We start from the raw sequence: 23,947 nt of genomic DNA on the forward strand, positions 1-23,947 counted from the left end.
CAAGCCAATCAGTTAAAATAATTGATTCCCATTGCAGTTTTGACTTCTGCTAGAGTTTGAGCAGCGACTTTCGCAGCTGCTTCACTACCGTCTCTTAGGATCGCCATCACAGCGGCTGGATCTTTCGCTAATTCTTCTCTTCTAGCACGAATTGGAGCAAACTCTTCTTCCAAAACATCAATCAAATAGCGTTTGATTTTCACATCACCTAGACCACCACGACGATAATGAGCTTTCATTTCTTCAATCGCGTTTTTGTCTTTTCCAAACACATCAAGATAAGTGAACACCATATTGCCTTCGACTTGACCTGGATCTTCCACGTGGATGTGATTTGGGTCTGTGTACATACTCATTACTTTTTTCTTGACCACATCAGCAGGATCAGAAATATAGATGCCATTACCCAATGACTTGCTCATTTTTCCATTCCCATCGATGCCAGGCAAACGGCCCATTCCTTTTGGTGGGAAAACGCCTTTTGGTTCCACTAAGACGTCGCCATACGTGTGGTTGAAACTTTGAACTATTTCTTGCGTTTGTTCAAGCATTGGTTTTTGATCTTCACCAACAGGAACTAAATTCGCTTTGAAAGCTGTGATATCAGCAGCTTGCGATACAGGATAAATAAAGAATCCAGTTGGGACACCTTCACCAAATTTTTTCTGTTCGATTTCTGTTTTAACTGTAGGATTACGACGGACACGCCCGACGCTGACTAGGTTTAAATAGTACATAGTCAATTCAGCTAATTCTGGTATTTGCGATTGGATAAAAAGCGTTGATTTCGTAGGATCTAATCCAACAGCTAAATAGTCTAAAGCAACTTCAAGTACATTTGAAGAAACCTTCTCAGGGTTTTTAGCGTTATCGGTTAGGGCTTGCATATCTGCAATCATTACAAAAAGTTGATTGTTTTCATCTTTTTGCATTTCTACCCGTGTTTTGAGTGATCCTACATAATGCCCTAAATGTAACTTGCCAGTCGGGCGATCACCTGTTAGAATAATATTTTTCAAAAAAAACACCTCTTTACGATTTGTAAGACTAAGCACTTAATATCTTACCGTTTTTTGGAGGAAGAAACAACCGTTCTAAATCAAAAGACGAACAAAATGCAGAAAAATAGCAGATGTAAGAAGCAAAGGAGAAAAATAACGAAAGAAAGTTTCAAAGAAACTTTACAAAATACGTAAGTTTCAGATATAATATGTTCTATTATATATCTTTAAATGTTTTCTTACTAAATAATAATGGGAGTGTAATGATATGGCAATGATTAAATTTGATAACGTGGAAAAATACTACGGCAAATTCCATGCTTTGAAAAACATAAACCTCGAGTTTGAGAAAGGGGAAGTCGTCGTTGTCATTGGTCCTTCAGGTTCAGGTAAAAGTACAATGTTACGATGTATCAATGGATTAGAAACGATCTCTTCTGGAAGATTGTTAATCAATGATATCGACCTTCAGGACAAAAAAACAAAATTGACTGAAGTCAGAAAAAATGTTGGAATGGTTTTTCAGCATTTTAATCTATATCCTAATAAAACCGTTTTAGAAAACATTACACTTGCACCGATTAAAGTATTAAAGCAAGATCAAGCAAGTGCAGTGAAAAACGCGGAAAAATTCTTAGAAAAAGTCAACATGCTCGACAAAAAAGATTCTTATCCATCTATGTTATCTGGAGGACAACAACAGCGTGTGGCAATTGCCAGAGGTTTGGCGATGAATCCGGAAATGCTGTTATTTGACGAGCCTACATCTGCTTTAGATCCGGAAATGATCGGGGATGTACTTGATGTAATGAAAAAATTAGCTCGTGATGGGATGTCAATGATCGTCGTGACCCATGAAATGGGATTTGCAAAAGAAGTAGCAGATCGGGTTATTTTCATGGCGGATGGTCAAGTATTAGAAGATAGCCGCAATGTAAAAGACTTCTTTGAGAACCCTAAAGAACCTCGGGCACAACAATTTATTAGTAAAGTAATCAATCATTGATAGGAGGAATAAGATGCGTAAGAAAACAATGATTCGTTTGCTTTTCCTTTTGGGTCTGGTCTTTTTGATATTAGCAGGCTGCAAAGGAAAAAGTGTCGCTGAAGAAAACATTCTGGAACGAAGTAAGCAAAACAACACCATAACGTGGGGTGTAAAATACGATACTCGCTTATTTGGGATGATGGATATCAAAAGTAGTACGGTTCAAGGATTTGATATCGATATCGCTAAAGCGATTACGCAAGAGATTCTTGGAAAAGATGGGAAAGCAGAATTTGTGGAAGTTACCTCTAAAACACGGATTCCTCTATTAAAAAATGGAAATATTGATGCGATTATTGCGACAATGACCATTACAGATGAACGAAAAAAGCAAGTTGATTTTTCTGATGTTTATTTTGATGCCGGACAATCTTTATTAGTCAAAAAAGGAAGCCCGATTAAAAGCGTAGATGACTTAAATGCTGAAACAACTGTGCTCGCAGTCAAAGGATCAACTTCTGCAGTAAATATCCGAGAACATGCTCCAGACGCAAAAATTCTTGAACTAGAAAACTATGCCGAAGCGTTTACTGCTTTACAATCAGGACAAGGAGATGCTATGACGACCGATAATGCCATTTTATTGGGAATGGCTGACGAGAACCCTGACTATACTTTAGCAGGTGGGACGTTTACCAATGAACCTTATGGAATTGCGATCAATAAAGGACAAACAGAATTTTTGGATGCCGTAAATCAAGCGTTAAAAGAACTCATTGCTAACGGAACATATGATCAGATTTACCAAAAATGGTTCCCAGATACCACCCAAGGAAAAGTGAATTAAGGAGGGGAAAGAATGGCTGAGTTGCTGCAAACATATGGATCAACCTTCTTAGAAGGGTTTAAAATCACTATCTATTCAAGTGTGTTAGCTTTATTATTTAGTTTGATTATTGGAACACTGATGGCAATTTTTCAATTGTCAACGAACAAAGTGATCAGTGGTCTAGCTAAAGCGTACGTGGAATTTTTTCGAAATATCCCGTTGTTGATTATTGTGATGTTCTTTTATGTCGTCCTTCCGATCTATTGGATTAGTTTTGACGGCTTTCAAGCAGGGACGATCGGTTTGACGATCTATACTTCGGCATTTATTGCAGAAACCGTTCGTTCAGGAATTCAAACAGTGCCAAAAGGGCAAACAGAAGCGGGTTTATCAGCTGGTTTGACCTATGCGCAAACGATGCGGTTTATTATTTTGCCGCAGGCTTTCAAGATCGTCGTACCACCATTAGGAAACCAATTCATTAATCTAGTCAAAAATTCATCGATTTTAGCTATCGTTGCTGGGTTAGATTTAATGTATCAAGGGGACTTAATTGCCAGTGAAACTTTCAACACTTTTGATACCTATATCATCGTGGGTCTTTTTTACTTAGTAATTACATTACCTTTGTCTTACTTGATGACATATTTAGAGAAAAAATGGGCAGTTCGTTCATAGGAAGGGGAGAACAAAATGGATTTTAGTGGTGCTTTTTCATGGATGAATATCCGCTTCTTATTAGAAGGATTAAAAGTGACTGTGGAGGTTTCATTATTTTCAATCATCTTTAGTTTTTTGATTGGCGGGATTTGTGGTGTAGTTCGTTTTGCTAATATACCTTATTTTTCAAAAATACTAGGAATACTAATTGATATTATCAGAAATCTTCCATTGCTATTGATCATTTTCTTTACGTATTTTGCCTTACCACAAATCGGTATCCAAATGAATATTTTTTGGTCAGCCGTAGCAGCATTGACGATTTTTGAATCGGCTATGTTATCAGAAATTTTTCGAGCAGGGTTGAATGCCGTTCCTAAAGGACAAATGGAGGCTGGTCTTTCCACAGGATTGTCTTATGTAGAAACGATGAGAATCGTCGTTTTACCCCAAGCATTTAAATCAATGATCCCAGCAATCGTGAGTCAGCTGATTTCATTGATCAAGGATACATCATTAGCAGTGATCATTTCCTTACCTGAATTGACTCACCAAGCACGAATTGTTTACGGACAAAATACCAATTATGTTTTGCCAATGTTTGTGGCAATGACGTTGATGTATTTTGCTGTCTGCTATGCTTTATCCTTACTTTCTTCCTATTTAGAAAAAAGAAAGTACAGCTATTAGTCAAAAACTTAGCATGCTCGTTGTTCAATGAAAATTGTTCAGCGAGTATTTTTATTTGATTCGTCAATGTAAAACTTAGATCGTTTTTCTCTTCAACGATATTGTGAGAGAAAATAGTCGTAGACAAAGATCAGCTTAAAAACATAGCTTACAGTTTTGTTCGTTCAGGTCATTTAAAAATATGGACTGTCTTGACAGTAGGAAGTATACTAAGTGTCGTTAGGTAAACGTATTGAAATGAGAGGATGCCTAACAGAGTTTGTGGTAACTATAATGGATAGAGAAAGAGATGTTGTTAGATGGAAGAGATTATAAATGCTTTTCAAGCAAACCCGATATTTTCTACGGGATGTATTATTTTTATCATAGGTGTGTTAATTTTTTGTTTTGGAAGAAAATTATTTTTCGTTCGTTGGCTATTGGGAGATACCAGTATGTTCGGACAACTATTTTGGGGACTGATTTTATCAGGTATCGGACTAGCAATCATTGTCTATTATCGAATGTAATTGACTAATTGTATACGAATGATCCATTGCTTGCGACAAACAGGAAATGGTAAAAAGAAAGAAGTTTCTGTAAGATTTTCTAGAAATATAGTACATTTTTTGTGTAAGGGTTCGTTTATTTAGGAAAATGTCAAAAATGAATGAACAAATGGGTCGGTTAGAAAACCAGCTGTTCTGAACGACTGCTAAAGCAAAAAAGGGGAGCTTGCGTGAAGTAGAAGTACGATGTTCTAGTGGTCGATAGATCATTCAATCAACAATTTGTGACAAGCAGAAGTGGATAAATTAAGAATCTTCAATTTTAATCTAGTATAGGCAGTCATCATCCATTCTCTATAAGTGGGTGATGACTGCTTTTTGACAGAATGGTTATCGGATAGTAACTCGAAAAACAACATGTTTAGTGATATCAGATGCCAAAAAATTCTTTCTGCAGAAATAAAAGTTACTTAGATACTCCTTTTTTCTGATAGTTTAACAAGGTAGTATATAACTTTTAAAGGAGAGAATAACATGCCAAATGATAAACAAAAAATAGCAGTAATACGGACAGGAAGTCAATATGCTATTGCTCTTCAACTAATCAAGGATCATAAGCTTGTGAGGGGAGAAGCTAATAGTTCGGAAAAGTTAGCAACTTTAGGTAAAATTCTTTCTAACTATAAGAGAGATTCTGCAGAAGGGATTATCTTTTATCTTCCGCTTCTTCCAGAAGAGAAAAAACTGTTACGACAAAGGAACATCCAAATGAATAGTGATGATAGAATAGTAGTGGATGATAAAAATAAAACCTTTTATATTAACTACCTTAATCAAAAGTATGATTTAAGCAAAAAAGCAGTTTTGTCGAAAGAAACAAAACATGCACTAATTCAAGACCTTGATAAATTCTATTTCGATTCTTTGGACCTTAACAGGTTTACTTCCTTTATTTATGATTTAGATGTGATCGCTAGAAGAGATGTTCAGACACTCTTAAAGAAGCAAACGCCCAAGATAGAAAAATCAATAAAAAAGGCTAGAGAAGATATAGCGGTTGATCAAGTGAAAGAAAGATTTAAGATGAACAGACACTATACTGAAATTCCCCCAACACTAATGGTGCAATTTCAAGACGAGTTGAAAAAATCTGAATACATAAGCAAAAAGAGGCAAAAAATAGAAATTGAGAAATTAAAAAATGAATATAAGTCTCCAAGTAAACCAAATGAAAGACAAGAATATTTCAAGATGAGTGTGAAAGAATTTCTTAAAAAAGGAAGCTCAGAACAAAGAAGCCTTACGAAAAAAAGAATTGAGCAATTAAAAACATCTGTACTACCAAAGTCACAGGCATATCTAAACAAAAAGGATCAATTTCAAAGATAGTGATCAATAAACTCTAAAAATAATTACATAATAAATGAGTGTGGGATATTGATCTGATTAATATCCCACTTTTTATGGCTAAATTAAAAATGGGATTAAAAAATCAATGAAATATTATGAAAGGAATTGTTATGTATAGGACTACTCAAATATAATTTCATGATGCATAATTCTTTGAAAATACTATTCTTGACCTTGTATTCTCAGAAATTAAAAGTAATAACCTAGAATTTTAATCAATTAAATGGTATTAAATTGCAAAATTTTCTTTTCTTGGAAATAAAAGTTTTCTTATGTATTCTTTTTTCTGATAAATTGATGAAGCAGTACATAAAATTTTAAAGGAGAGAATAACATGCCAAACAAGGAACAGGAAAAGACAGAAAACGTTCAAAAAAAATCAACTGAATCAAATCCGAGTACAACTAAAGAAAAAGAGGATAAAGCGGTTGAGCAAGCGATAGCAACAGTTATGCGTGATGGAGATATTACTCATGATCCTTCCCGAATATTTCTGGATCTCAAATATGAGTTTGAGGATAGTCCATTTATAAGCGAAAAGAGAGCAGAAGTAGAATTGAACAAGTTTATGAAAGAATATAGAGAAAAAGAGGATAAAGAAAATAAAGCGGTTGAGCAAGTAGAAAAAGAGGATAAAGAAAATAAAGCGGTTGAGCAAGCGATAGCAACAGTTATGCATGATGGAGATATTCCTCATGATCCTTCCCGAATATTTCTGGATCTCAAATATGAGTTTGAGGATAGTCCATTTATAAGCGAAAAGAGAGCAGAAGCAGAATTGAACAAGTTTATGAGAGAATATAGAGAAAAAGAGGATAAAGAAAATAAAGCGGTTGAGCAAGCGATAGCAAAAGTTATGAATGATAGAGACATTCCTCAAAGTAGAATGGGAGTACGGAGCTACCTCAAATATGAGTTGAATAATAATTCAGACATAAGCAAAAAGAGAGCAGAAGCAGAATTGAAAAAGTTCCAGAGTGAATGTAGAACAGAAGCAGAATTTGGAAAGTTCATTAGTGAATATAGAGAAAAAGAGGATAAAGAAAATAAAGCGGTTGAGCAAGCGATAGCAACAGTTATGCATGATGGAGATATTCCTCATGATCCTTCCCGAATATTTCTGGATCTCAAATATGAGTTTGAGGATAGTCCATTTATAAGCGAAAAGAGAGCAGAAGCAGAATTGAACAAGTTTATGAGAGAATATAGAGAAAAAGAGGATAAAGAAAATAAAGCGGTTGAGCAAGCGATAGCAAAAGTTATGAATGATAGAGACATTCCTCAAAGTAGAAAGGGAGTATTGAGGTACCTAAAATATGAGTTGAATAATAATTCAGACATAAGCAAAAAGAGAGCAGAAGCAGAATTGAAAAAGTTCCAGAGTGAATGTAGAACAGAAGCAGAATTTGGAAAGTTCATTAGTGAATATAGAGAAAAAGAGAATGAAGCGGTTGAACAAGTGATAGAAACAGTTATGAATGATAAAAACATTCCTCAAAGTAGAATTGGAGTATGGATATCCCTCGAAAGTGAGTTGAAGAATAATTCAGGCATAAGCGAAAAGAGAGCAGAAGCAGAATTGAAAAAGTTCCAGAGTGAATGTAGAACAGAAGCAGAATTGAGAAAGCTCAAAAGTAAATATAAAATAAATAGAGATGATACAAATAGTTTACACGTTCCAACGAACAAAGATAGAAGAGAAAATCTTAAAGAAAAACTAAATAGAGTATCTAAAGAAGAAAACTCATCCCCAAAAAGAGCAGCTGTATCTCAAGACCTACAGCATAAGCAGGATAACCAGTTACATAGATAACAATCAATAAACTCTAAAAATGATTACATAATAAAACATACTAAGATTAGTGGGTAAGATATTCGACGGAATATCTTACCCACTATTTTTTATAATCAAGTATAGTGAGATTGAAAGGAAGCTCGAACATAATCTCATGGACTTCGAGTCCGAATCATAAAAAGAGCTCCTTCACTGCCATTCTAGAATCTGTTTTAAGTATGTTGGGACTCCGAGTCCGTGTAAAGGAAAGTCGAATCGGAATGAACCAGTGAAGGTATTTCAATCAAAAAAAGGAGAAATCGCATGTCATTTATTTTAGCTTTTGACGTATCTAAAGGAGAAAGTTACAAAGTACTTTACCAGGATCATCACTGTCTCACTGAAGGGAAAATCCCCCACAATCAAGAAGGTTTCTGCCAGTTACTTGAAGAAATCATCGCACTACCAAAATTACCTGAAATTGTTTTTGAAGCTACCGGTGTCTATTCTCGTCCGTTAGAAAAATTCTGTCAAGATAACCGATTAGCCTACTGTCTATTAAACCCTTTGGAGGCAAAAAACAAATGGAAGAGGGTTCACTGCGTAGTTGGAAAACAGATAAGATCGACGCACACAAATTGGCGCAAACTCATTGGAAAAATACCCGTTTGCCAAAAACACATCAAGCAGAAGTATTTCAGGAATTACGTGACCTTGCGCGTTTTTATCAAGAAATCGAAGAGAAAATTTCTCGCATGCGCATGGATCTTCATCAGGCACTTCAATTAACCTTTCCTGAGTTAGAAAACTTCTTTTCCAGTCGTGTCACTCCTTACGCCTTATCGTTAATCGAGGCATTCTCTCACCCCACGTTCGTGCTTACCTCTACTCGAACAAAAATAAAAAATAGCTTAGTAAAGAGCACGCGCAAACATATTTCGGAAAACAGAGCGTGGCAGAAAGCTGATCAACTTTTAGCTTATGCCCAACATTCTTATCCTGCGGTGAATTCCTCCAGTATTCATTGTCAAAAAACGAGTTACTATGTGTGTCTCCTTCAAGATTTACTCGAACAAAAGGAACACTTAATGACGCAAATGATTCAATCCGCTCAGGCACTTGAAGAATTTGAAATCTATCAGTCCATACCTGGGATTGGTGCGCCCACTGCGGCTCTTCTAATTGGTGAATTGGGCGATATTAGAAGGTTTCCTACCGCAAATCAGCTCAATGCATTTGTCGGTATTGATATTCAGCGATTTCAATCTGGGAATTATGTTGGAAAAGATCACATCAATAAAAGAGGCAATCCAAAAGGGAGAAAAATTCTCTATTTCGCGATTCGCAATATGATCCGACAGCAACGTGCTGCACCAAATCATCTCGTTGATTACTATTACAAACTAAAAAAGCAACCCGTCCCTAAAAAGGAAAAGGTTGCCACAGTCGCTTGTATGAACAAGCTTCTGAAGTGTATGCATGCCATGGTCAGGAAGCATACAAGATACGCTTATACGTATATGGCCTCTAACGACCAATAAGGGATTAACCTTATACACTCATTATAGCACAAACCAAGTAAAAAAATTTTCTTGTTACTTGGTTTATTTCGTATACCTTCATTTTCTTCTTCCGAATCTAGTTCAAAAATAAATTATTTGATTTATAAATTCCTCTTGACTAAACGTAGGAAATGAGTGTGGGATATTGATCATAAAAAATTGGCTCTTTGTCAAATGATATTAGTAAAAAGAAATCTTAGAATAATTTGGGCAGAAAGAAGAAAAACTTCTTTCTGTTCTTTTTATTTAATTAAAATAGTTTTATCGTGTCGAATTGTGATCCGTCGTTTGAAATTATAAAAATTTCGAAAACAATAAGTATTGTGTTTTAATACTTTAATATGGTTGTTTAAACATTCTAGTGGTCCGTTTGAATAACTGTAGCGGAGGACATTTTGGATCTGTGGCAGAAACTTTCTAAATGTTCGCAAAGTTATCGCATAAGTTTCAGGTAACTGGCTGACTTCTCTGGATAAACAGTCCTCAAATAGTGAATGATCTCTTTTCTTTACTCATAAAGAACATCTTGGTATAACTGATAGCCTTGTCGTAGATCGGGACAAGTAGCTAACAATCGGTCGACAATCTCACTTTCAGCTAAGTAATCTTTGAAACTGGAACACCAAACCCGTTTTTCATAGTTCAACTTTGCTTCTTCTTTTTGTAGGAGTTTCCAATAACGTTTCATTTTTCTACCAAGCCCACGTTGGTATTGAGAAGTACTTTTAAGTCGTGCATTGGTTTCCTTCACTCGGTGGTTTAAAAAAGTTCTTCCTATATGTTGAATAATGTGGACACTCTTCGGGCGTGTATTGAAGAGTACCTTTGTAAATCAAGCAAAATTTCTCTTTATATCTTTCTTTGGTTTAACAATTTACCTCAAAATAGATAGTTAGGTCTAGAATATTTAGGGGATCTTTGATAAGCTGAGTACAAGACATCTTGAATTATCCTATGAATTGGTTCGTCAAATTAATTCTAAAGGATTTCAGGGTGTCTTTTCTATGTTTTTACATCATGAAAAAGATGTTGGTAAATTTCACCAACATCAAAAAATATAGAGCCCAAATTACATAGTATATGAGCTCGGGTCGTTAATCAGAAAAAATTGGATGAACGACCCGATTTTTATAGCTAAATCAAAAATAGGATTAAAGAATCAATGAAATATTATGAAAGGAACTGTTATGTATAGGACTACTCAAATACAATTTTTTGATGCATAATTCTTTGAAAATACTATACTTGACCTTGTACTCTCAGAAACTAAAAGTAGTAACCTAGAATTTTAATCAATTAAATGGTATTAAATTGCAAAATTTTCTTTTCTTGGAAATAAAAGTTTTCTTATGTATTCTTTTTTCTGATAAGTTGATGAAGCAGTACATAAAATTTTAAAGGAGAGAATAACATGCCAAACATGGAACAGAAAAAAGAAACAAATCAAAAAATTGCAAATAATGAAAGCGAACGACCTCGAAATACTTTATATAATCATGCTACTATAGCTTTTCAACTAATCGAAGAGTGTAAGCTTGAGGAGGGTGAACCTGTTAGTTCGGAAACATTAGCAGCAATAGGTGAATTTCTTTCTGAACTTAAAGATGATGTAGCAGAAGGGGTCATCCAACGACTTCCACTTCATCCAGATGAGAGCAAACTCATACAACCAAACAACCTAATAGAGACCCAAAATACAATAGAAGTAACTAGCCAAAATAAAACTTTTTATATTGACTACCTTAAGACAAGGCATAAGATTCACTCAGATACACGTTTGCCGAAGGAAACAAAAGATGCACTAATTGGAGACCTTAATAAATTTAAGTTTAATCCCTTGACTCCTGATACGTGTATAGCATTTATTCATGATCTAAAAATAATCGCTGAACAGGACGTTAAGGAACTTATAGGAAATCAAACGTCAAGAGTGGAAAAATTAATTGAAGAAAGAAAAGAAAATGAAGCGGTTAAGCAAGCGATAGCAAGTTTTATGAAGAATAGACACTTTACTAAACTTAACCCCACCATATTAAAGCAATTCATAGATGAGTTGGAGAATAGACCAAGAATAAGCCGAGAGAGACGAGAAAAAGAAATTGAGAAGTTTAAGAGTGAATATAACTATGATGAAAAAGAATATTTTAAGGTAAAAGCAACAGATCAAGTTTCATTAAGTGAAAGACTAAATAATTCAGATTTAAAACCAGAAACTCTACTAAACCAAAATGTACAACAAAAGACTCCACCACCGATTCCACCAAAACCAAAAGTATCTGTTCAAAGTAATTCAATAAATGCTACGGCACAGGATAAGCTAGTATCCATGTTGGCTGAATCAGCAAAAAGACATTATCAACTTTCAAAGAATCAACCGACAGCTCCAGAAAAACTACATACAATAGCAAATGAAGTGGTGGATTTAGACCTTAATATAGACCAGAAACAAGAGCTTATAAGTACGCTTCCTATGTCAAAATCAGATAGAGACAAACTTCGGAATATATTCCAAAGTAATGCAATAAATGATAAGGCAGTACCCCTAGTGGTTAAAATAATAAAAGACGATTATCAACTTTCAAATAGTCAATTTACAGCTCCAAAGGTTTTACATGAAATAGCCGTTACCATTGAGAATAGTGTACTTGATCCAAATTATATGAAAAAAGTTCCTGAAGCTCTTGGCATGAGAAGAGAAGATGAAAAAACACTTCGAGATATGATCAGCGAAAGCCTGAAACAGCAACCCAAAAAATTACATGAAAATAAGACAGACACTAAAATAAATGGGAAGACTATAGATCAAGTGCAGACTGAAAACATGATATTGTTATCTGATGCAATGAACGCAGCATTGGGACTTAAAGCGAACAAAAAGGTAGACCCGGAAACGCTATCTATGATGGCCGAATTTATTGTTAACAGTAGCCTTGATAAACTCTCTCAACGCAATTTAGTTGATGAGATTTTGATTACTAAAGAAGATAAAAATAACCTTATCAAAATAATGAAAGAAAAAACAGCGTTGCTGAACAGGGCGTATGGAACTTCACAAGAACCAGCTAAAACAAACCTAAACTCAACAAATCAAGTTTCATTGAGTGAAAGACTAAATAATTCAGATTTAAAACCAAAAACTCTACTAAATCAAAATGTACAACAAAAGACTCCACCACCGATTCCACCAAAACCAAAAGTATCTGTTCAAAGTAATTCAATAAATGCTACGGCACAGGATAAGCTAGTATCCATGTTGGCTGAATCAGCAAAAAGACATTATCAACTTTCAAAGAATCAACCAACAGCTCCAGAAAAACTACATACAATAGCAAATGAAGTGGTGAATTTAGACCTTAATATAGACCAGAAGCAAGAGCTTATAAGTACGCTTCCTATGTCAAAAGCAGATAGAGACAAACTTCGGAATATATTCCAAAGTAATGCAATAAATGATAAGGCAGTATCCCTGGTGATTAAAACAATAAAAAGCGATTATCAACTTTCAAAGAGTCAATTTACAGCTCCAAAGGTTTTACATGAAATAGCCATTACCATTGAGAATAGTGTACTTGATCAAAATTATATGAAAAAAGTTCCTGAAGCTCTTGGCATGAGAAGAGAAGATGAAAAAACACTTCGAGATATGATCAGCGAAAGCCTGAAACAGCAACCCAAAAAATTACAAGAAAATAAGACAGACACTAAAATAAATGGGAAGACTATAGATCAAGTACAGACTGAAAACATGATATTGTTATGTGAGGCAATGGACACAGCATTGGGACTTAAAGCGAACAAAAAGGTAGACCCGGAAACGCTATCTATGATGGCCGAATTTATTGTTAACAGTAGCCTTGATAAACTCTCTCAACGCAATTTAGTTGAGGAGATTTTGATTACTAAAGAAGATAAAAAGGACCTTATCAAAATAATGAAAGAAAAAACAGCGTTGCTGAACAGGGCGCACGGAACTTCACAAGAACCAGCTAAAACAAACCTAAACTCAACAAATCAAGTTTCATTGAGTGGAAGACTAAATAATTCAGATTTAAAACCAAAAACTCTACTAAAACAAAATAATCATTTACCTAAAAAGTCAGATGAATTTAGTCGATGAACAATAATTGCTGGCTCTTTGTCAAATGATGTTGGTAAAGAGAAATCTTAGAATAATTTGGACGAGATTGGGACAATAATACTTTTCAAAAAGAAAATCAGGCTGATTTTTCTTATTTTAGACACTTTTCTTCATATATTTCCCCAATTTTCTCAAATTAAGTGCCATGAGTGCCAAGCCAATATCAATCGTTGCTCCTTGTTTCCCACGTAAGTGAAAACGGCCAAGTGAGCCTTTAGATGCTCGAACACTGGTTCGACATCAATTTTTCGTTTCCGATAAATTGAACCGGTTTTCTCCTCTAAAAGCTTTTTCCTGCATTCTGCTTTGAAATAGCACCAATTATTATTTAAAGGCAACATCCGTTTCTGGAATATATTATTGTTCTACATCTAGTGGTAAAGTTGTTTGATTGATGGTATAATTTTTAAACATAAAAGCATGCTCCTTTTTGATTGGGTTGGGTTACTTTAATCTCACAAGGTTGCGTGCTTTTTGTGTACCTTAAAATCAAAAAAATGGGGCAATAATCAGATTTTTTTTCTGACTATTGTCCCAGTTCAGTTCTTTTTATTTGGTTAAAATAGTTTTATCGTGTCGAATTGTGATCCGTCGTTTGAAATTATAAAAATTTCGAAAACAATAAGTATTGTGTTTTAATACTTTAATATGGTTGTTTAAACATTCTAGTGGTCCGTTTGAATAACTGTAGCGGAGGACATTTTGGATCTGTGGCAGAAACTTTCTAAATGTTCGCAAAGTTATCGCATAAGTTTCAGGTAACTGGTTGACTTCTCTGGATAAACAGTCCTCAAATAGTGAATGATCTCTTTTCTTTACTCATAAAGAACATCTTGGTATAACTGATAGCCTTGTCGTAGATCGGGACAAGTAGCTAACAATCGGTCGACAATCTCACTTTCAGTTAAGTAATCTTTGAAACTGGAACACCAAACCCGTTTTTCATAGTTCAACTTTGCTTCTTCTTTTTGTAGGAGTTTCCAATAACGTTTCATTTTTCTCCCAAGCCCACGTTGGTATTGAGAAGTACTTTTAAGTCGTGCATTGGTTTCCTTCACTCGGTGGTTTAAAAAAGTTCTTCCTATATGTTGAATAATGTGGACACTCTTCGGGCGTGTATTGAAGAGTACCTTTGTAAATCAAGCAAAATTTCTCTTTATATCTTTCTTTGGTTTAACAATTTACCTCAAAATAGATAGTTAGGTCTAGAATATTTAGGGGATCTTTGATAAGCTGAGTACAAGACATCTTGAATTATCCTATGAATTGGTTCGTCAAATTAATTCTAAAGGATTTCAGGGTGTCTTTTCTATGTTTTTACATCATGAAAAAGATGTTGGTAAATTTCACCAACATCAAAAAATATAGAGCCCAAATTACATAGTATATGAGCTCGGGTCGTTAATCAGAAAAAATTGGATGAACGACCCGATTTTTATAGCTAAATCAAAAATAGGATTAAAGAATCAATGAAATATTATGAAAGGAACTGTTATGTATAGGACTACTCAAATACAATTTTTTGATGCATAATTCTTTGAAAATACTATACTTGACCTTGTACTCTCAGAAACTAAAAGTAGTAACCTAGAATTTTAATCAATTAAATGGTATTAAATTACAAAAATTTCTTTTCTCGGAAATAAAAGTTTTTTATGTATTCTTTTTTTCTGATAAATTGATGAAGCAGTATATAAAATTTTAAAGGAGAAGATAATATGCCAAACAAGGAACAGGAAAAGACAAAAACTATTCAACAGGAACCAACTGAATTAAATCCGAGTACAACTAAAGAAAAAGAGAATAGTCCATTCATAAGTAAAAAGAGAGCAAAAGAATTGAAGAAGTTTGAGAGTAAAGTTAGGAAAAAAGAGGATAAAGCGGTTAAACAAGTGATAAAAAAAGTTATGAAGGATGCAGACAGGATTCAAGATCATTCCCAAATATTTAAGTATCTCACATATGAATTTAAGAATAGTCCATTCATAAGTAAAGAGAGAGCAGAAGAAGAATTGAAGAAGTTATATAGAAAAAAAGAGGATAAAGCGGTTAAACAAGAGATAAAAACAGTTATGAAGGATGCAGACAGGACTCAAGATCATTCCCAAATATTTAAGTATCTCACATATGGATTTGAGCATAATCCATTCATAAGTAAAGAGAGAGCAGAAGAAGAATTGAAGAAATTTAAGGGTAAAAATAGAAAAAAAGAGGATAAAGCGGTTGAGCGAGCGATAAAAACAGTTGTGAATAATAGAGACATTACTGGAAGTAGTGTATTGAGGTATCTTAAAAATGAGTTGACAAAAAGTCCATCCATAAGCCGACAGAGAGTAGAAGAAGAAATGGGGAAGTATGAGGGAGGGAATAATGTTAGAAATAGTTCTGAAGTTCCAGAGAACAAAGATAGAGGAGAAGATCTTAAAGAAAAATTAAATAGAGTATCTAAAGAAGAAAACTCATCCCCAGAAAGAGCAGCTGTATCTCAAGACCTACAGCATAAGCAGGATAACCCGTTACATAGATAATAATCAATAAACTCTAAAAATGATTACATAATAAATGAGTGTGGGATATTAATCAGAAAAAATTTGATTAATATCCCACTTTTTATGGCTAAATGAAAACTGGGACAGAAGAATCACTTCTGATTCTATCCCCTAAAAAAGTTAGACAAAAATGATCAGACGACTGATAAAATAAGGATTCTCACGTCATTTATTTTTTATATCTGTCATCAAGCGTCTTACTGTATAGCGGAAATAGTATTGGTTGGAATACGGGAAAGAGAATCAAATAAAAAAAGAAATTACCTATACCATGGGCGAGATCAAAAGGAAGTCCTTGAAAATAGTAAGCCCAAAAAGAGGGAAGTTGATAGATGAAAGTTTCAATTCGTGAAACAATCAAACCGTAAATTAACCCACAAATAAAGCTCAAAATTGCTTGAATAGTCACATGCTTAGCGACTATAGGTAACTGATTCATCCAATGAAAAAACAAAACAATCCCGCTGAAGGCGAGCATTTGACTGATTGTCCAAGTCCCTAATCCTAAATATAGATTAGTGATGAATAAGCTCAATATGGAGACGATTAAAGCATCTGTTAAAGAACCAAATGCCGCAAGTAGTAAAAAAATTGCTGTCATAGGTTGAATATTTGGTAACCAAGCAAAAAAAATTCTGCCTACGACACAGGCAGCAATTAATAATGACAAATAAGCAAATTTGTGAATCGTAAAGTAAGGTTTTTGTTTAAATGTGTTCATCTTTTGAGGCTGCTCCTTCACTGATAATAGTTCTCATTATATCATAAATTTTTTTTATTACAAGATTGAAAAACACATGATGTAGTGTGATAATAATTAACAGACACTATATATAGTGTTTTTTATGATAAGGTGGCGATGGAATGGGAATTTATTCAAAAAAATATATAGAAAAACTTAATCAGGATATACGGAATTATCCAGAGGTCAAACCTATTGATCCACAAATGAAACTGACATTTGAAGGGATTTCACGCTTGGTCATGTTGGATCGATATACTTACAAAGATCCACATAATCAGACGTTAACCATAGGTGATCTAGTCGTCTTGACGGTACATGCGGATCCACAATACCCGGCTCGTGGAATTGGAACGATCATTCAGCACTCTGGAGACGATTTAACGATCGAAGTGGAAGAGGAATTTCGCTCCTCTTTGACTGATCCTGAAGAAATAGCTCGTGGATTCGTTAAAAGAAACAAAAGTGAAGTTGAAAAACCTTTAGAGCTGTATTATGAACAAATTGCTGCTCGAGTTGCTTTCGGAATTAGTCAAGTCGAGGGCGATAGAAAAGCTGAATTTTTTGAAGATTTTTACAAACAATTGACTGAACAAAATTTGATTCCTGCAGGAAGGGTGTTATATGGTGCTGGTACGCAATCAGAAGTCACATACTTTAATTGTTTTGTCATGCCATTTATTCAAGATTCTCGTTCTGGTTTAGCAAAACACCGAGAAGAAGTCATGGAAATCATGAGTCGTGGTGGTGGAGTAGGAACGAATGGCTCAACCTTGAGACCAAAATCAGCTGTCGTACATGGCGTAAATGGAAAATCTTCTGGTGCTGTTTCTTGGCTCAATGATTTAGCTAATCTCACTCATTTAGTCGAACAAGGAGGAAGTCGCAGAGGGGCGCAAATGATCATGCTCAATGATTGGCACCCAGATATTTTTGAATTTATTATTTCAAAAATCCAGAATCCGTTGATTTTGCAACAGTTGATAACTACAAGTAAAAACCCGCTAATCAAACAGTTGGCAAGTGAGAAACTAGCTTTTTCTCCTTTAACTCAAGAAGAAAGGGAGCTATTTGAAGTCTTGCTTAAGGAAGAGGGGCTTTTGCAATTTGCAGAACAAACTTTCATCAAAGAGGCTAAGCAAAAATTAAAAATGGGTGGAAGTTATAGTGTCAAAGATCCTGACTTCTTAACAGGGGCGAATATTTCAATCTGTCTGACAAAGGAATTCATGGCAGCTGTCGCACAAGATAAGACCTATGATTTGCGTTTTCCTGCTATTGACGAGTATACAGAAGTAGAAATGGCTGATTATGATCAACATTGGGCTGAAATCGGTGATGTTCGTGAGTGGGAAGCGACAGGACGTAAAGTGAAAGTTCATCAAACAATTCGAGCCAGAGAGCTTTGGGAATTGATCACTTACTGTGCTACTTATTCTGCGGAACCAGGGATCTTTTTTATTGATAACGCCAATGAGATGACTAATGCTGCTGCCTATGGTCAAAAAGTCGTTGCAACAAATCCTTGTGGAGAACAGCCATTGACACCGTATGCGGTATGTAATCTTGCGGCTATCAATTTAGCGAATATGGTAGATGAGCACCAAGAAATCGATTTTCAAAAAGTTGCAGAAGTGGTTAGAACCAGTGTACGTTTCCAAGATAATGTTATTGATGCGACCCCTTATTTTTTTGACAAGAATGAGCAACAAGCAAAAGGGGAACGTCGTATTGGTTTAGGGGTGATGGGCTTAGCCGACTTATTGATCTATTGCGGCAAAACGTATGGCTCTAAAGAAGGAAATGCGTTAGTCGATCAATTGTTTGAAACGATTGCCGTTACAGCTTATCAAACGTCGATCGAATTGGCAAAAGAAAAAGGAAGTTTTCCTTATTTAGTTGGTAAGAACGAAGAAGAAACACGACAATTACGTGAGCGTTTTATCCATTCTGGGTATATGAAAAAGATGCCAGAACATATTAGGCAAGGTGTCTTAACTTATGGAATCCGTAATTCACACTTATTAACAGTTGCACCAACTGGCTCGACAGGTACGATGACTGGTGTTTCCACGGGATTGGAACCTTATTTCTCTTTTTCCTACTTTAGAAGCGGTCGCTTAGGAAAATTCATTGAAGTACACGCTGAAATCGTTGACGAATATCTAGCGAAACATCCAGAGGCAGATGCCTCAGAGTTACCGGAATACTTTGTCTCAGCAATGGAGCTTTCACCAGAAGCTCACGTGGATGTCCAATGTACGATCCAACGATGGGTTGATAGTTCCATTTCCAAAACAGTCAACGCACCTAAGGGATATCGTGTTAAAGAAGTAGCTGATATTTACGAACGACTTTATCAAGGTGGGGCAAAAGGCGGTACGGTATATGTTGACGGTAGCCGAGATTCACAAGTCCTGACTTTATCAGCGGAAGAAAATAATTTTACCGATGAGCTAGTAACATCAGAGGTACACCCAGATGTTTTGCTAACAGAAGCTTCAAACGACTCAGCAACGAGTGAAGAGCGCTGTCCGATTTGTCATGAAGGTACAATTGAAGAAATCGGAGGTTGCAGTACTTGCACCCATTGTAAAGTACAACTAAAGTGTGGATTATAAGGTTAAAAAGGAGCATGGTACCATGAAAATCTATACTAAAAGTGGTGATGCTGGGATGACTAGTATTATCGGAGGGCAACGGCTAGCTAAGTCAGCTTCTCGTGTTAGAGCTTATGGAAGTGTGGATGAAATCAATTCTTGGGTAGGAACGATCGTTGCAGAATTAGATCCTGATAAATTTGCGCTTTTGATCGAACAATTAATCCAACTTCAACGATTACTATTTGATATCGGAACAGATTTTGCCACACCAACGGAAGTCAAAGAACGGATCGTGACTAAAAAAGATTTGGAGAAAATGGAAGAAATGATTGATTTTTATCAAGAAAAACTACCGGTGATCGACAAATTTATCTTGCCTGGTGGACATCCAGTAGCAGGGCATTTCCATCTTGCCCGAACAGTGACCCGAAGAGCGGAACGTGAAATCACTGAATTGATTTTGGAAGAAACAGAAACGAATCAAATGAGCTATAAACTGATTAATCGGTTATCGGATCTCTTTTTTGTCTTGGCACGTTATGTCAATGTGGTTTATCATATTAAAGAACCATTCTATGAGCGAGCTGGGAAAGTATTCCATTAATTATTATCAGACCTTACTGTTTGAATTAAATCTAACTGTCTAAGAATCATATCTATAATGTTTAAAGTGATAACTTAAGTTAATTCTTTTTACAAATTAATAAATAGGAGTGTTTTTTTTGAAGAAATTCATAGTATTATTAGCTGCTTTATCAAGTATGATCGTTATGACTGGTTGTCAATCACCTACCACGACAGAACAATCAAGCGCTCAATCACAAGCCACTACAAAAAAAGTGACCATCACTTTGCAAGAAGAGGGAAAAGAACTATCGGCAAAAAACGTTACTTACCAACCAAATCAGACCTTGCTGGAATTACTAAAAAAACAGTTTTTAGTGAAAGAAGACAATGGTTTTGTGACGGCAATTAATGGGCATGCACAAGACAAAGATAAAGGATTATATTGGACGTTCACAATCAACGGCAAAATGGCGGAAAAAGGAGCAAATGATATTAAATTATCACCTAACGATCAGATAGTGTTCAATTTAGCGACATTCAAGTAAGAGTGTAACAGTTCAAAAATTAACTTGAGCGTGCGGTCAAAGTATTCGTATGAACAAGCTGAAAAAACGAAAAGCAGTTATTCTGATTTTCGTTTTTTTTTGATTAGTTTTAATATCTGTTAAAAAAAGGTTTTTGGTCAATAAGAACTGATAAGTTGCGCAAAATCAAATCTGGGTCAGAATGTACCTCATTCTATCTCAGCTTTTTTGTTCTTTCACTTTGTCTCATAAATTGATCAAAAAGCTTCTAATTTTCATGTTGATATTGATTTGAATTTGCAGGCTACATGTTCTTCTGTTTTTATAAAGTAATACTATTTTTGCAAATCACCGCACGTGGATGCCAAATATTCCCAGAGATTAAAAAAGATAATCTAGATTTTGAATAAATGCAATAGTATTAAATCCCAAGAATTTCTTTGTTTAGAAATAAAAGTTTTTGATGTCCTTTTTTTTCTGATAAATTTATAAAGCGTATATAAAATCTCAAAGGAGAAAACAGCATGCCAAACAAGGAACAGAATATAAATAAAAACAATGAAGAGAAAGTTAGCATACAGTCCCAAGATCAGCGTGGTTTTTTTTATAGACTATTCAATAAGTATAAATTTACGAAAAAGAAACGTACTGATCTGGAAACATCAGCAGCATTGGATAAAGATCTTTCTAAAGATGATCAAGCTTCAACTGAAGAAATCCCCTCCTATGAAGAAATCTCCACCTATCTAAAATCTTTTCTAGAAGAGAAAAATCTGTTACAACAAAGAAATATAGAAATAAATAGTAATAATAGAACCTTTTTTATTAACTATCTTAATGAAAAACATAGACTTAATTCAAACATGCCTTTGTCGGAAGAAACGAAAGCTGCACTAATTGAAGACCTTGATAAATTCTATTATATTCCTTTAAAAACTAGTACGTGTCATAACTTTATTTTCGATCTGAATATAACTAGAAGGGAATTAACTAGGCTTAAAGATGATCAATTTCTAAAGGTGAATGAATTAATAGCGCAGCTAACAGATGATGCTACTATAGCTATTACAAATAAATACCAACTTTTAGAGAACCACACTGTCTCCGAAGAAAAACTAGAGGCAATAGCAAATGAGGTCATGGATTTAAATCTTGATGAGGAAATGAAAAGGGCGGTTATAGCTAAACTTGAACTATTAAAAGAAGATCGAGCCACTCTTCGGAAAATATACAGAAAAAAACAAGACACATTGAAAACACAGGAAAGTAAGACAGATGCTAATTTAAAAGAGATTACAAAAGATGACGATGAAATATTATTTTATCAGCAAGTAGATGATGCAGCTATAGCTATCATAAATAAATATCAGCTATCTATCCCCGAAAATAAACTAAAGGCAATAGCAGATGAGATAATGGATTTAAATCTTAGTGGGGAACAAAAAGAGGAGGTTATTTTCCAACTGGGACTACAAACAGAAGATAGTGCCACTCTTTGGAAAATATACAAAATAAATTTGATGAAAGCAGAACAGTTATTTTATCAGCAAGCAAACAATGCTGCTATTCATGCTACTATAGCTATTATCAATAAATATCAGCTTTCAGAGAACCAATCTGTCCCTGAAGAGAAACTAAAGGCAATAGCAAAGGAAATTATGGATTTAAATTTTAGTGAAGAATACAAAAGAGAGGTTATTTTCGAGCTTAAAATATCAGAAGAAGATCGAACCACTCTTCAAACAATATATAGAGAAAGACAAGACTTTTTAACAGCGCAAGAAAGTAAGACAGATGCTAAATTAGATGAGAACACAAAAGGTGAAGATAAAGTATCATTTTATCAGCAAATAGGTGATGCAGTTATAGGCATTATAAATAAATTTCAACTATTTGTCTCCGAAGAGGAGTTAAGGAAAATAGCAAAAGAGATTTTAAATTTAAAATTAAGCGAGGAACAGAAGAAAGAGGTTATTATCTATCTTGGAATACAAAGAGAATATAAAGATGTTCTTCTGGAAATATTTAAAGAATTACAGAGATGGCCAACACCACCCCAAAGTAAGTTAGAAGTTATAATAAGAGGGGCTAAAGCATTACAGTTATTTAATCAGCTAGTACATGATTCAGTTACTTATATTACAAATAAATATGAACTTTCAGAAGATCAAGCTACTCATCATAGGAAACTAAAGGCAATAGCAAAAGAGATTATAGATTTAAACCTTAGTGATGAACAAAAAAGAGAGGTTATTAAGGGTCTTGAAATACCAGAAGCTGATAGAGAAGCTTTTTGGAGAATATACAGAAAACTTGAGATATTGCCAAAAATAAAAGAAAGTAAGACAGACTCTAGAGTGAATGGGCGGACACAAGATGGGTATAGTGACGATAGGGCACAATTGATTCATAAAAATAAGAAGCAAATTGTCAGAAGAAATTTTTCCGAAGCAGCACCATTTTTTTTTAAGGGAATAAATGATGCTACTATAGCTATTACAAATAAATATCAACTTTCGAATGACCGACCTACCTACCGAGATAAACTAGAGAAAATGGTAAATGAGATTATAGATTTAAATCTTAGTGAGCAACAAAAAAGGGTGGTTATTAGAGTACTTGAAATATCAAAAGAGGATAGAGTCGCTCTTAAGACAATGTACAGAGAAAGACAAGACTTGTTAAAAATACAAAAAAATAAGACAGACGATGAAGTGTTCTTTTATCATGGAGTAGATGATGCAACTCTAACTATTATAACCAACTATCAACTTTCAGAGGACCAACCTAATCCCCCAAAAAAACTAGATGCAATAGCAAATGAGATTTTGAATTTAAATCTTAATAAGCAACAGAAAAGAGAGGTCATTTTTGAACTTGAAATACCAGAAATAGATAGAGATAAACTTAATGAATTAATAAATAAAAAAACAACGTTGCTAAACCAGGTAGAAACTTTACAAGAATCAGCTAAAACGAACCCAAGCTCAACATTAAGTCAGGGACTAAATAATCTTGAATCAAAACCCACTACGCCACTACAGACGTCATTAAAATCAAAATTAAGATCTCTACTAAAGAAAAGTGAGGATAATCTAGGATCGGAACCACCGATATCGCTAAAACCAAATGCATCAAAAGGTAATCCTTTAAAAAGAGTAAACAGTCTAAGCTCGAAACCACAGACTCCACTAAACCCAACGATTCACTTATCTAAAGGTTTAGATGAATTTAGTCGATGAACCATAATTGCTCAAGCTGAATCATTTTCTGAGAAGGGATTGTTCGGCTCTTGCTGTTTTAGGGATGATTAATATTTTTCATCTCTTCGTCAATAAGTACTGATGAGTGATGCAAAATCAAATCTGGGCAAGAAAGCACCCCATTCTTTCTCAGATTTTTTTGTTTTCTCACATTTGTTC

At 34.7% G+C, this 23,947-nt stretch carries 15 protein-coding genes and 4 pseudogenes; 14 read left to right on the forward strand and 5 right to left on the reverse strand.

Annotation, left to right across the window (positions count from 1 at the left end; all coding sequences use genetic code 11):
• Window positions 1–8: 8 nt before the first annotated feature.
• A complete protein-coding gene (trpS, locus tag IGJ32_RS05715; protein WP_010719301.1) occupies window positions 9–1,019 on the reverse strand; it encodes a tryptophan--tRNA ligase in 1,011 nt (336 codons plus the stop codon).
• A gap of 250 nt (window positions 1,020–1,269) precedes the next feature.
• Here trpS and IGJ32_RS05720 point away from each other — a divergent pair, with 250 nt between their 5' ends.
• From IGJ32_RS05720 to IGJ32_RS05755, 8 genes and pseudogenes are all read left to right on the forward strand, one after another.
• The gene (locus IGJ32_RS05720) at window positions 1,270–2,007 is read left to right on the forward strand and encodes an amino acid ABC transporter ATP-binding protein (RefSeq protein ID WP_010719300.1); all 738 of its coding nucleotides are present in this window, start codon (window positions 1,270–1,272) and stop codon (window positions 2,005–2,007) included.
• Window positions 2,008–2,020: 13 nt separating this feature from the next.
• Window positions 2,021–2,836 carry a transporter substrate-binding domain-containing protein gene (locus IGJ32_RS05725; protein ID WP_010719299.1) on the forward strand — a complete coding sequence of 272 codons (816 nt, stop codon included), beginning with the start codon at window positions 2,021–2,023 and terminating at the stop codon, window positions 2,834–2,836.
• A 12-nt stretch (window positions 2,837–2,848) separates the two neighbouring features.
• On the forward strand, window positions 2,849–3,496 hold the full coding sequence (locus tag IGJ32_RS05730) for an amino acid ABC transporter permease (RefSeq protein WP_010719298.1): 648 nt from the start codon (window positions 2,849–2,851) through the stop codon (window positions 3,494–3,496).
• 15 nt (window positions 3,497–3,511) lie between these two features.
• Window positions 3,512–4,168, forward strand: coding sequence for an amino acid ABC transporter permease (locus tag IGJ32_RS05735; RefSeq protein ID WP_010719297.1), 657 nt, complete (start codon window positions 3,512–3,514; stop codon window positions 4,166–4,168).
• A 299-nt stretch (window positions 4,169–4,467) separates the two neighbouring features.
• Window positions 4,468–4,677: a hypothetical protein gene (locus IGJ32_RS05740; RefSeq protein ID WP_010737487.1), complete on the forward strand. Its 210-nt coding sequence runs from the start codon at window positions 4,468–4,470 to the stop codon at window positions 4,675–4,677.
• Window positions 4,678–5,190: 513 nt separating this feature from the next.
• A complete protein-coding gene (locus IGJ32_RS05745) occupies window positions 5,191–6,045 on the forward strand; it encodes a hypothetical protein (RefSeq protein ID WP_207428556.1) in 855 nt (284 codons plus the stop codon).
• 355 nt (window positions 6,046–6,400) lie between these two features.
• Complete coding sequence (locus IGJ32_RS05750; RefSeq protein ID WP_430610908.1) at window positions 6,401–7,879, forward strand: hypothetical protein; 1,479 nt, start codon at window positions 6,401–6,403, stop codon at window positions 7,877–7,879.
• Between the two features lie 285 nt (window positions 7,880–8,164).
• Window positions 8,165–9,381 (forward strand): annotated as a pseudogene (locus IGJ32_RS05755) (IS110 family transposase).
• 263 nt (window positions 9,382–9,644) lie between these two features.
• Here IGJ32_RS05755 and IGJ32_RS05760 read toward each other — a convergent pair.
• Window positions 9,645–10,195: pseudogene (locus tag IGJ32_RS05760) on the reverse strand (transposase); the annotation flags it as partial.
• Window positions 10,196–10,813: 618 nt separating this feature from the next.
• Between IGJ32_RS05760 and IGJ32_RS05765 the strand changes: the two are divergent.
• Window positions 10,814–13,519 carry a hypothetical protein gene (locus IGJ32_RS05765; RefSeq protein ID WP_373169238.1) on the forward strand — a complete coding sequence of 902 codons (2,706 nt, stop codon included), beginning with the start codon at window positions 10,814–10,816 and terminating at the stop codon, window positions 13,517–13,519.
• A gap of 21 nt (window positions 13,520–13,540) precedes the next feature.
• Here the strand turns inward: IGJ32_RS05765 and IGJ32_RS05770 are convergent.
• Both IGJ32_RS05770 and IGJ32_RS05775 read right to left on the reverse strand, forming a co-directional pair.
• Window positions 13,541–13,890: pseudogene (locus tag IGJ32_RS05770) on the reverse strand (transposase); the annotation flags it as partial.
• Window positions 13,891–14,089: 199 nt separating this feature from the next.
• Window positions 14,090–14,640: pseudogene (locus IGJ32_RS05775) on the reverse strand (transposase); the annotation flags it as partial.
• Window positions 14,641–15,258: 618 nt separating this feature from the next.
• Here IGJ32_RS05775 and IGJ32_RS05780 point away from each other — a divergent pair.
• Window positions 15,259–16,068 (forward strand): hypothetical protein, encoded by an 810-nt coding sequence (locus IGJ32_RS05780; protein ID WP_161638126.1) that lies wholly within the window; start codon window positions 15,259–15,261, stop codon window positions 16,066–16,068.
• Window positions 16,069–16,258: 190 nt separating this feature from the next.
• Here IGJ32_RS05780 and IGJ32_RS05785 read toward each other — a convergent pair whose 3' ends face one another.
• On the reverse strand, window positions 16,259–16,810 hold the full coding sequence (locus IGJ32_RS05785) for a DUF6580 family putative transport protein (RefSeq protein ID WP_342081681.1): 552 nt from the start codon (window positions 16,808–16,810) through the stop codon (window positions 16,259–16,261).
• A gap of 143 nt (window positions 16,811–16,953) precedes the next feature.
• On the opposite strand from IGJ32_RS05785, the gene IGJ32_RS05790 reads away from it, so the two are divergent.
• The 4 genes from IGJ32_RS05790 to IGJ32_RS05805 all read left to right on the forward strand — a co-directional run bounded on the left by IGJ32_RS05790 (window position 16,954) and on the right by IGJ32_RS05805 (window position 23,767).
• Window positions 16,954–19,452, forward strand: coding sequence for a vitamin B12-dependent ribonucleotide reductase (locus IGJ32_RS05790; RefSeq protein ID WP_342081682.1), 2,499 nt, complete (start codon window positions 16,954–16,956; stop codon window positions 19,450–19,452).
• A gap of 22 nt (window positions 19,453–19,474) precedes the next feature.
• Entirely contained in the window at window positions 19,475–20,038 is a 564-nt protein-coding gene (locus tag IGJ32_RS05795) for a cob(I)yrinic acid a,c-diamide adenosyltransferase (protein WP_034699997.1), read from the forward strand.
• Between the two features lie 109 nt (window positions 20,039–20,147).
• Window positions 20,148–20,546 (forward strand): DUF4430 domain-containing protein, encoded by a 399-nt coding sequence (locus IGJ32_RS05800; protein WP_342081683.1) that lies wholly within the window; start codon window positions 20,148–20,150, stop codon window positions 20,544–20,546.
• 503 nt (window positions 20,547–21,049) lie between these two features.
• Complete coding sequence (locus tag IGJ32_RS05805) at window positions 21,050–23,767, forward strand: hypothetical protein (protein ID WP_342081684.1); 2,718 nt, start codon at window positions 21,050–21,052, stop codon at window positions 23,765–23,767.
• Window positions 23,768–23,947: the final 180 nt, after the last annotated feature.

It is taken from the genome of Enterococcus sp. DIV1639a, from assembly GCF_050530445.1.
GTDB lineage: Bacteria > Bacillota > Bacilli > Lactobacillales > Enterococcaceae > Enterococcus_B > Enterococcus_B hirae.

Coding starts and splice junctions, on each gene's coding strand:
- IGJ32_RS05735 (WP_010719297.1), top strand. CDS start 3,512: ATGGATTTTAGTGGTGCTTTTTCATGGATGAATATCCGCTTCTTATTA.
- IGJ32_RS05730 (WP_010719298.1), top strand. CDS start 2,849: ATGGCTGAGTTGCTGCAAACATATGGATCAACCTTCTTAGAAGGGTTT.
- IGJ32_RS05780 (WP_161638126.1), top strand. CDS start 15,259: ATGCCAAACAAGGAACAGGAAAAGACAAAAACTATTCAACAGGAACCA.
- IGJ32_RS05785 (WP_342081681.1), bottom strand. CDS start 16,810: ATGAACACATTTAAACAAAAACCTTACTTTACGATTCACAAATTTGCT.
- IGJ32_RS05790 (WP_342081682.1), top strand. CDS start 16,954: ATGGGAATTTATTCAAAAAAATATATAGAAAAACTTAATCAGGATATA.
- IGJ32_RS05795 (WP_034699997.1), top strand. CDS start 19,475: ATGAAAATCTATACTAAAAGTGGTGATGCTGGGATGACTAGTATTATC.
- IGJ32_RS05805 (WP_342081684.1), top strand. CDS start 21,050: ATGCCAAACAAGGAACAGAATATAAATAAAAACAATGAAGAGAAAGTT.
- IGJ32_RS05750 (WP_430610908.1), top strand. CDS start 6,401: ATGCCAAACAAGGAACAGGAAAAGACAGAAAACGTTCAAAAAAAATCA.
- IGJ32_RS05725 (WP_010719299.1), top strand. CDS start 2,021: ATGCGTAAGAAAACAATGATTCGTTTGCTTTTCCTTTTGGGTCTGGTC.
- IGJ32_RS05740 (WP_010737487.1), top strand. CDS start 4,468: ATGGAAGAGATTATAAATGCTTTTCAAGCAAACCCGATATTTTCTACG.
- IGJ32_RS05720 (WP_010719300.1), top strand. CDS start 1,270: ATGGCAATGATTAAATTTGATAACGTGGAAAAATACTACGGCAAATTC.
- IGJ32_RS05745 (WP_207428556.1), top strand. CDS start 5,191: ATGCCAAATGATAAACAAAAAATAGCAGTAATACGGACAGGAAGTCAA.
- IGJ32_RS05765 (WP_373169238.1), top strand. CDS start 10,814: ATGCCAAACATGGAACAGAAAAAAGAAACAAATCAAAAAATTGCAAAT.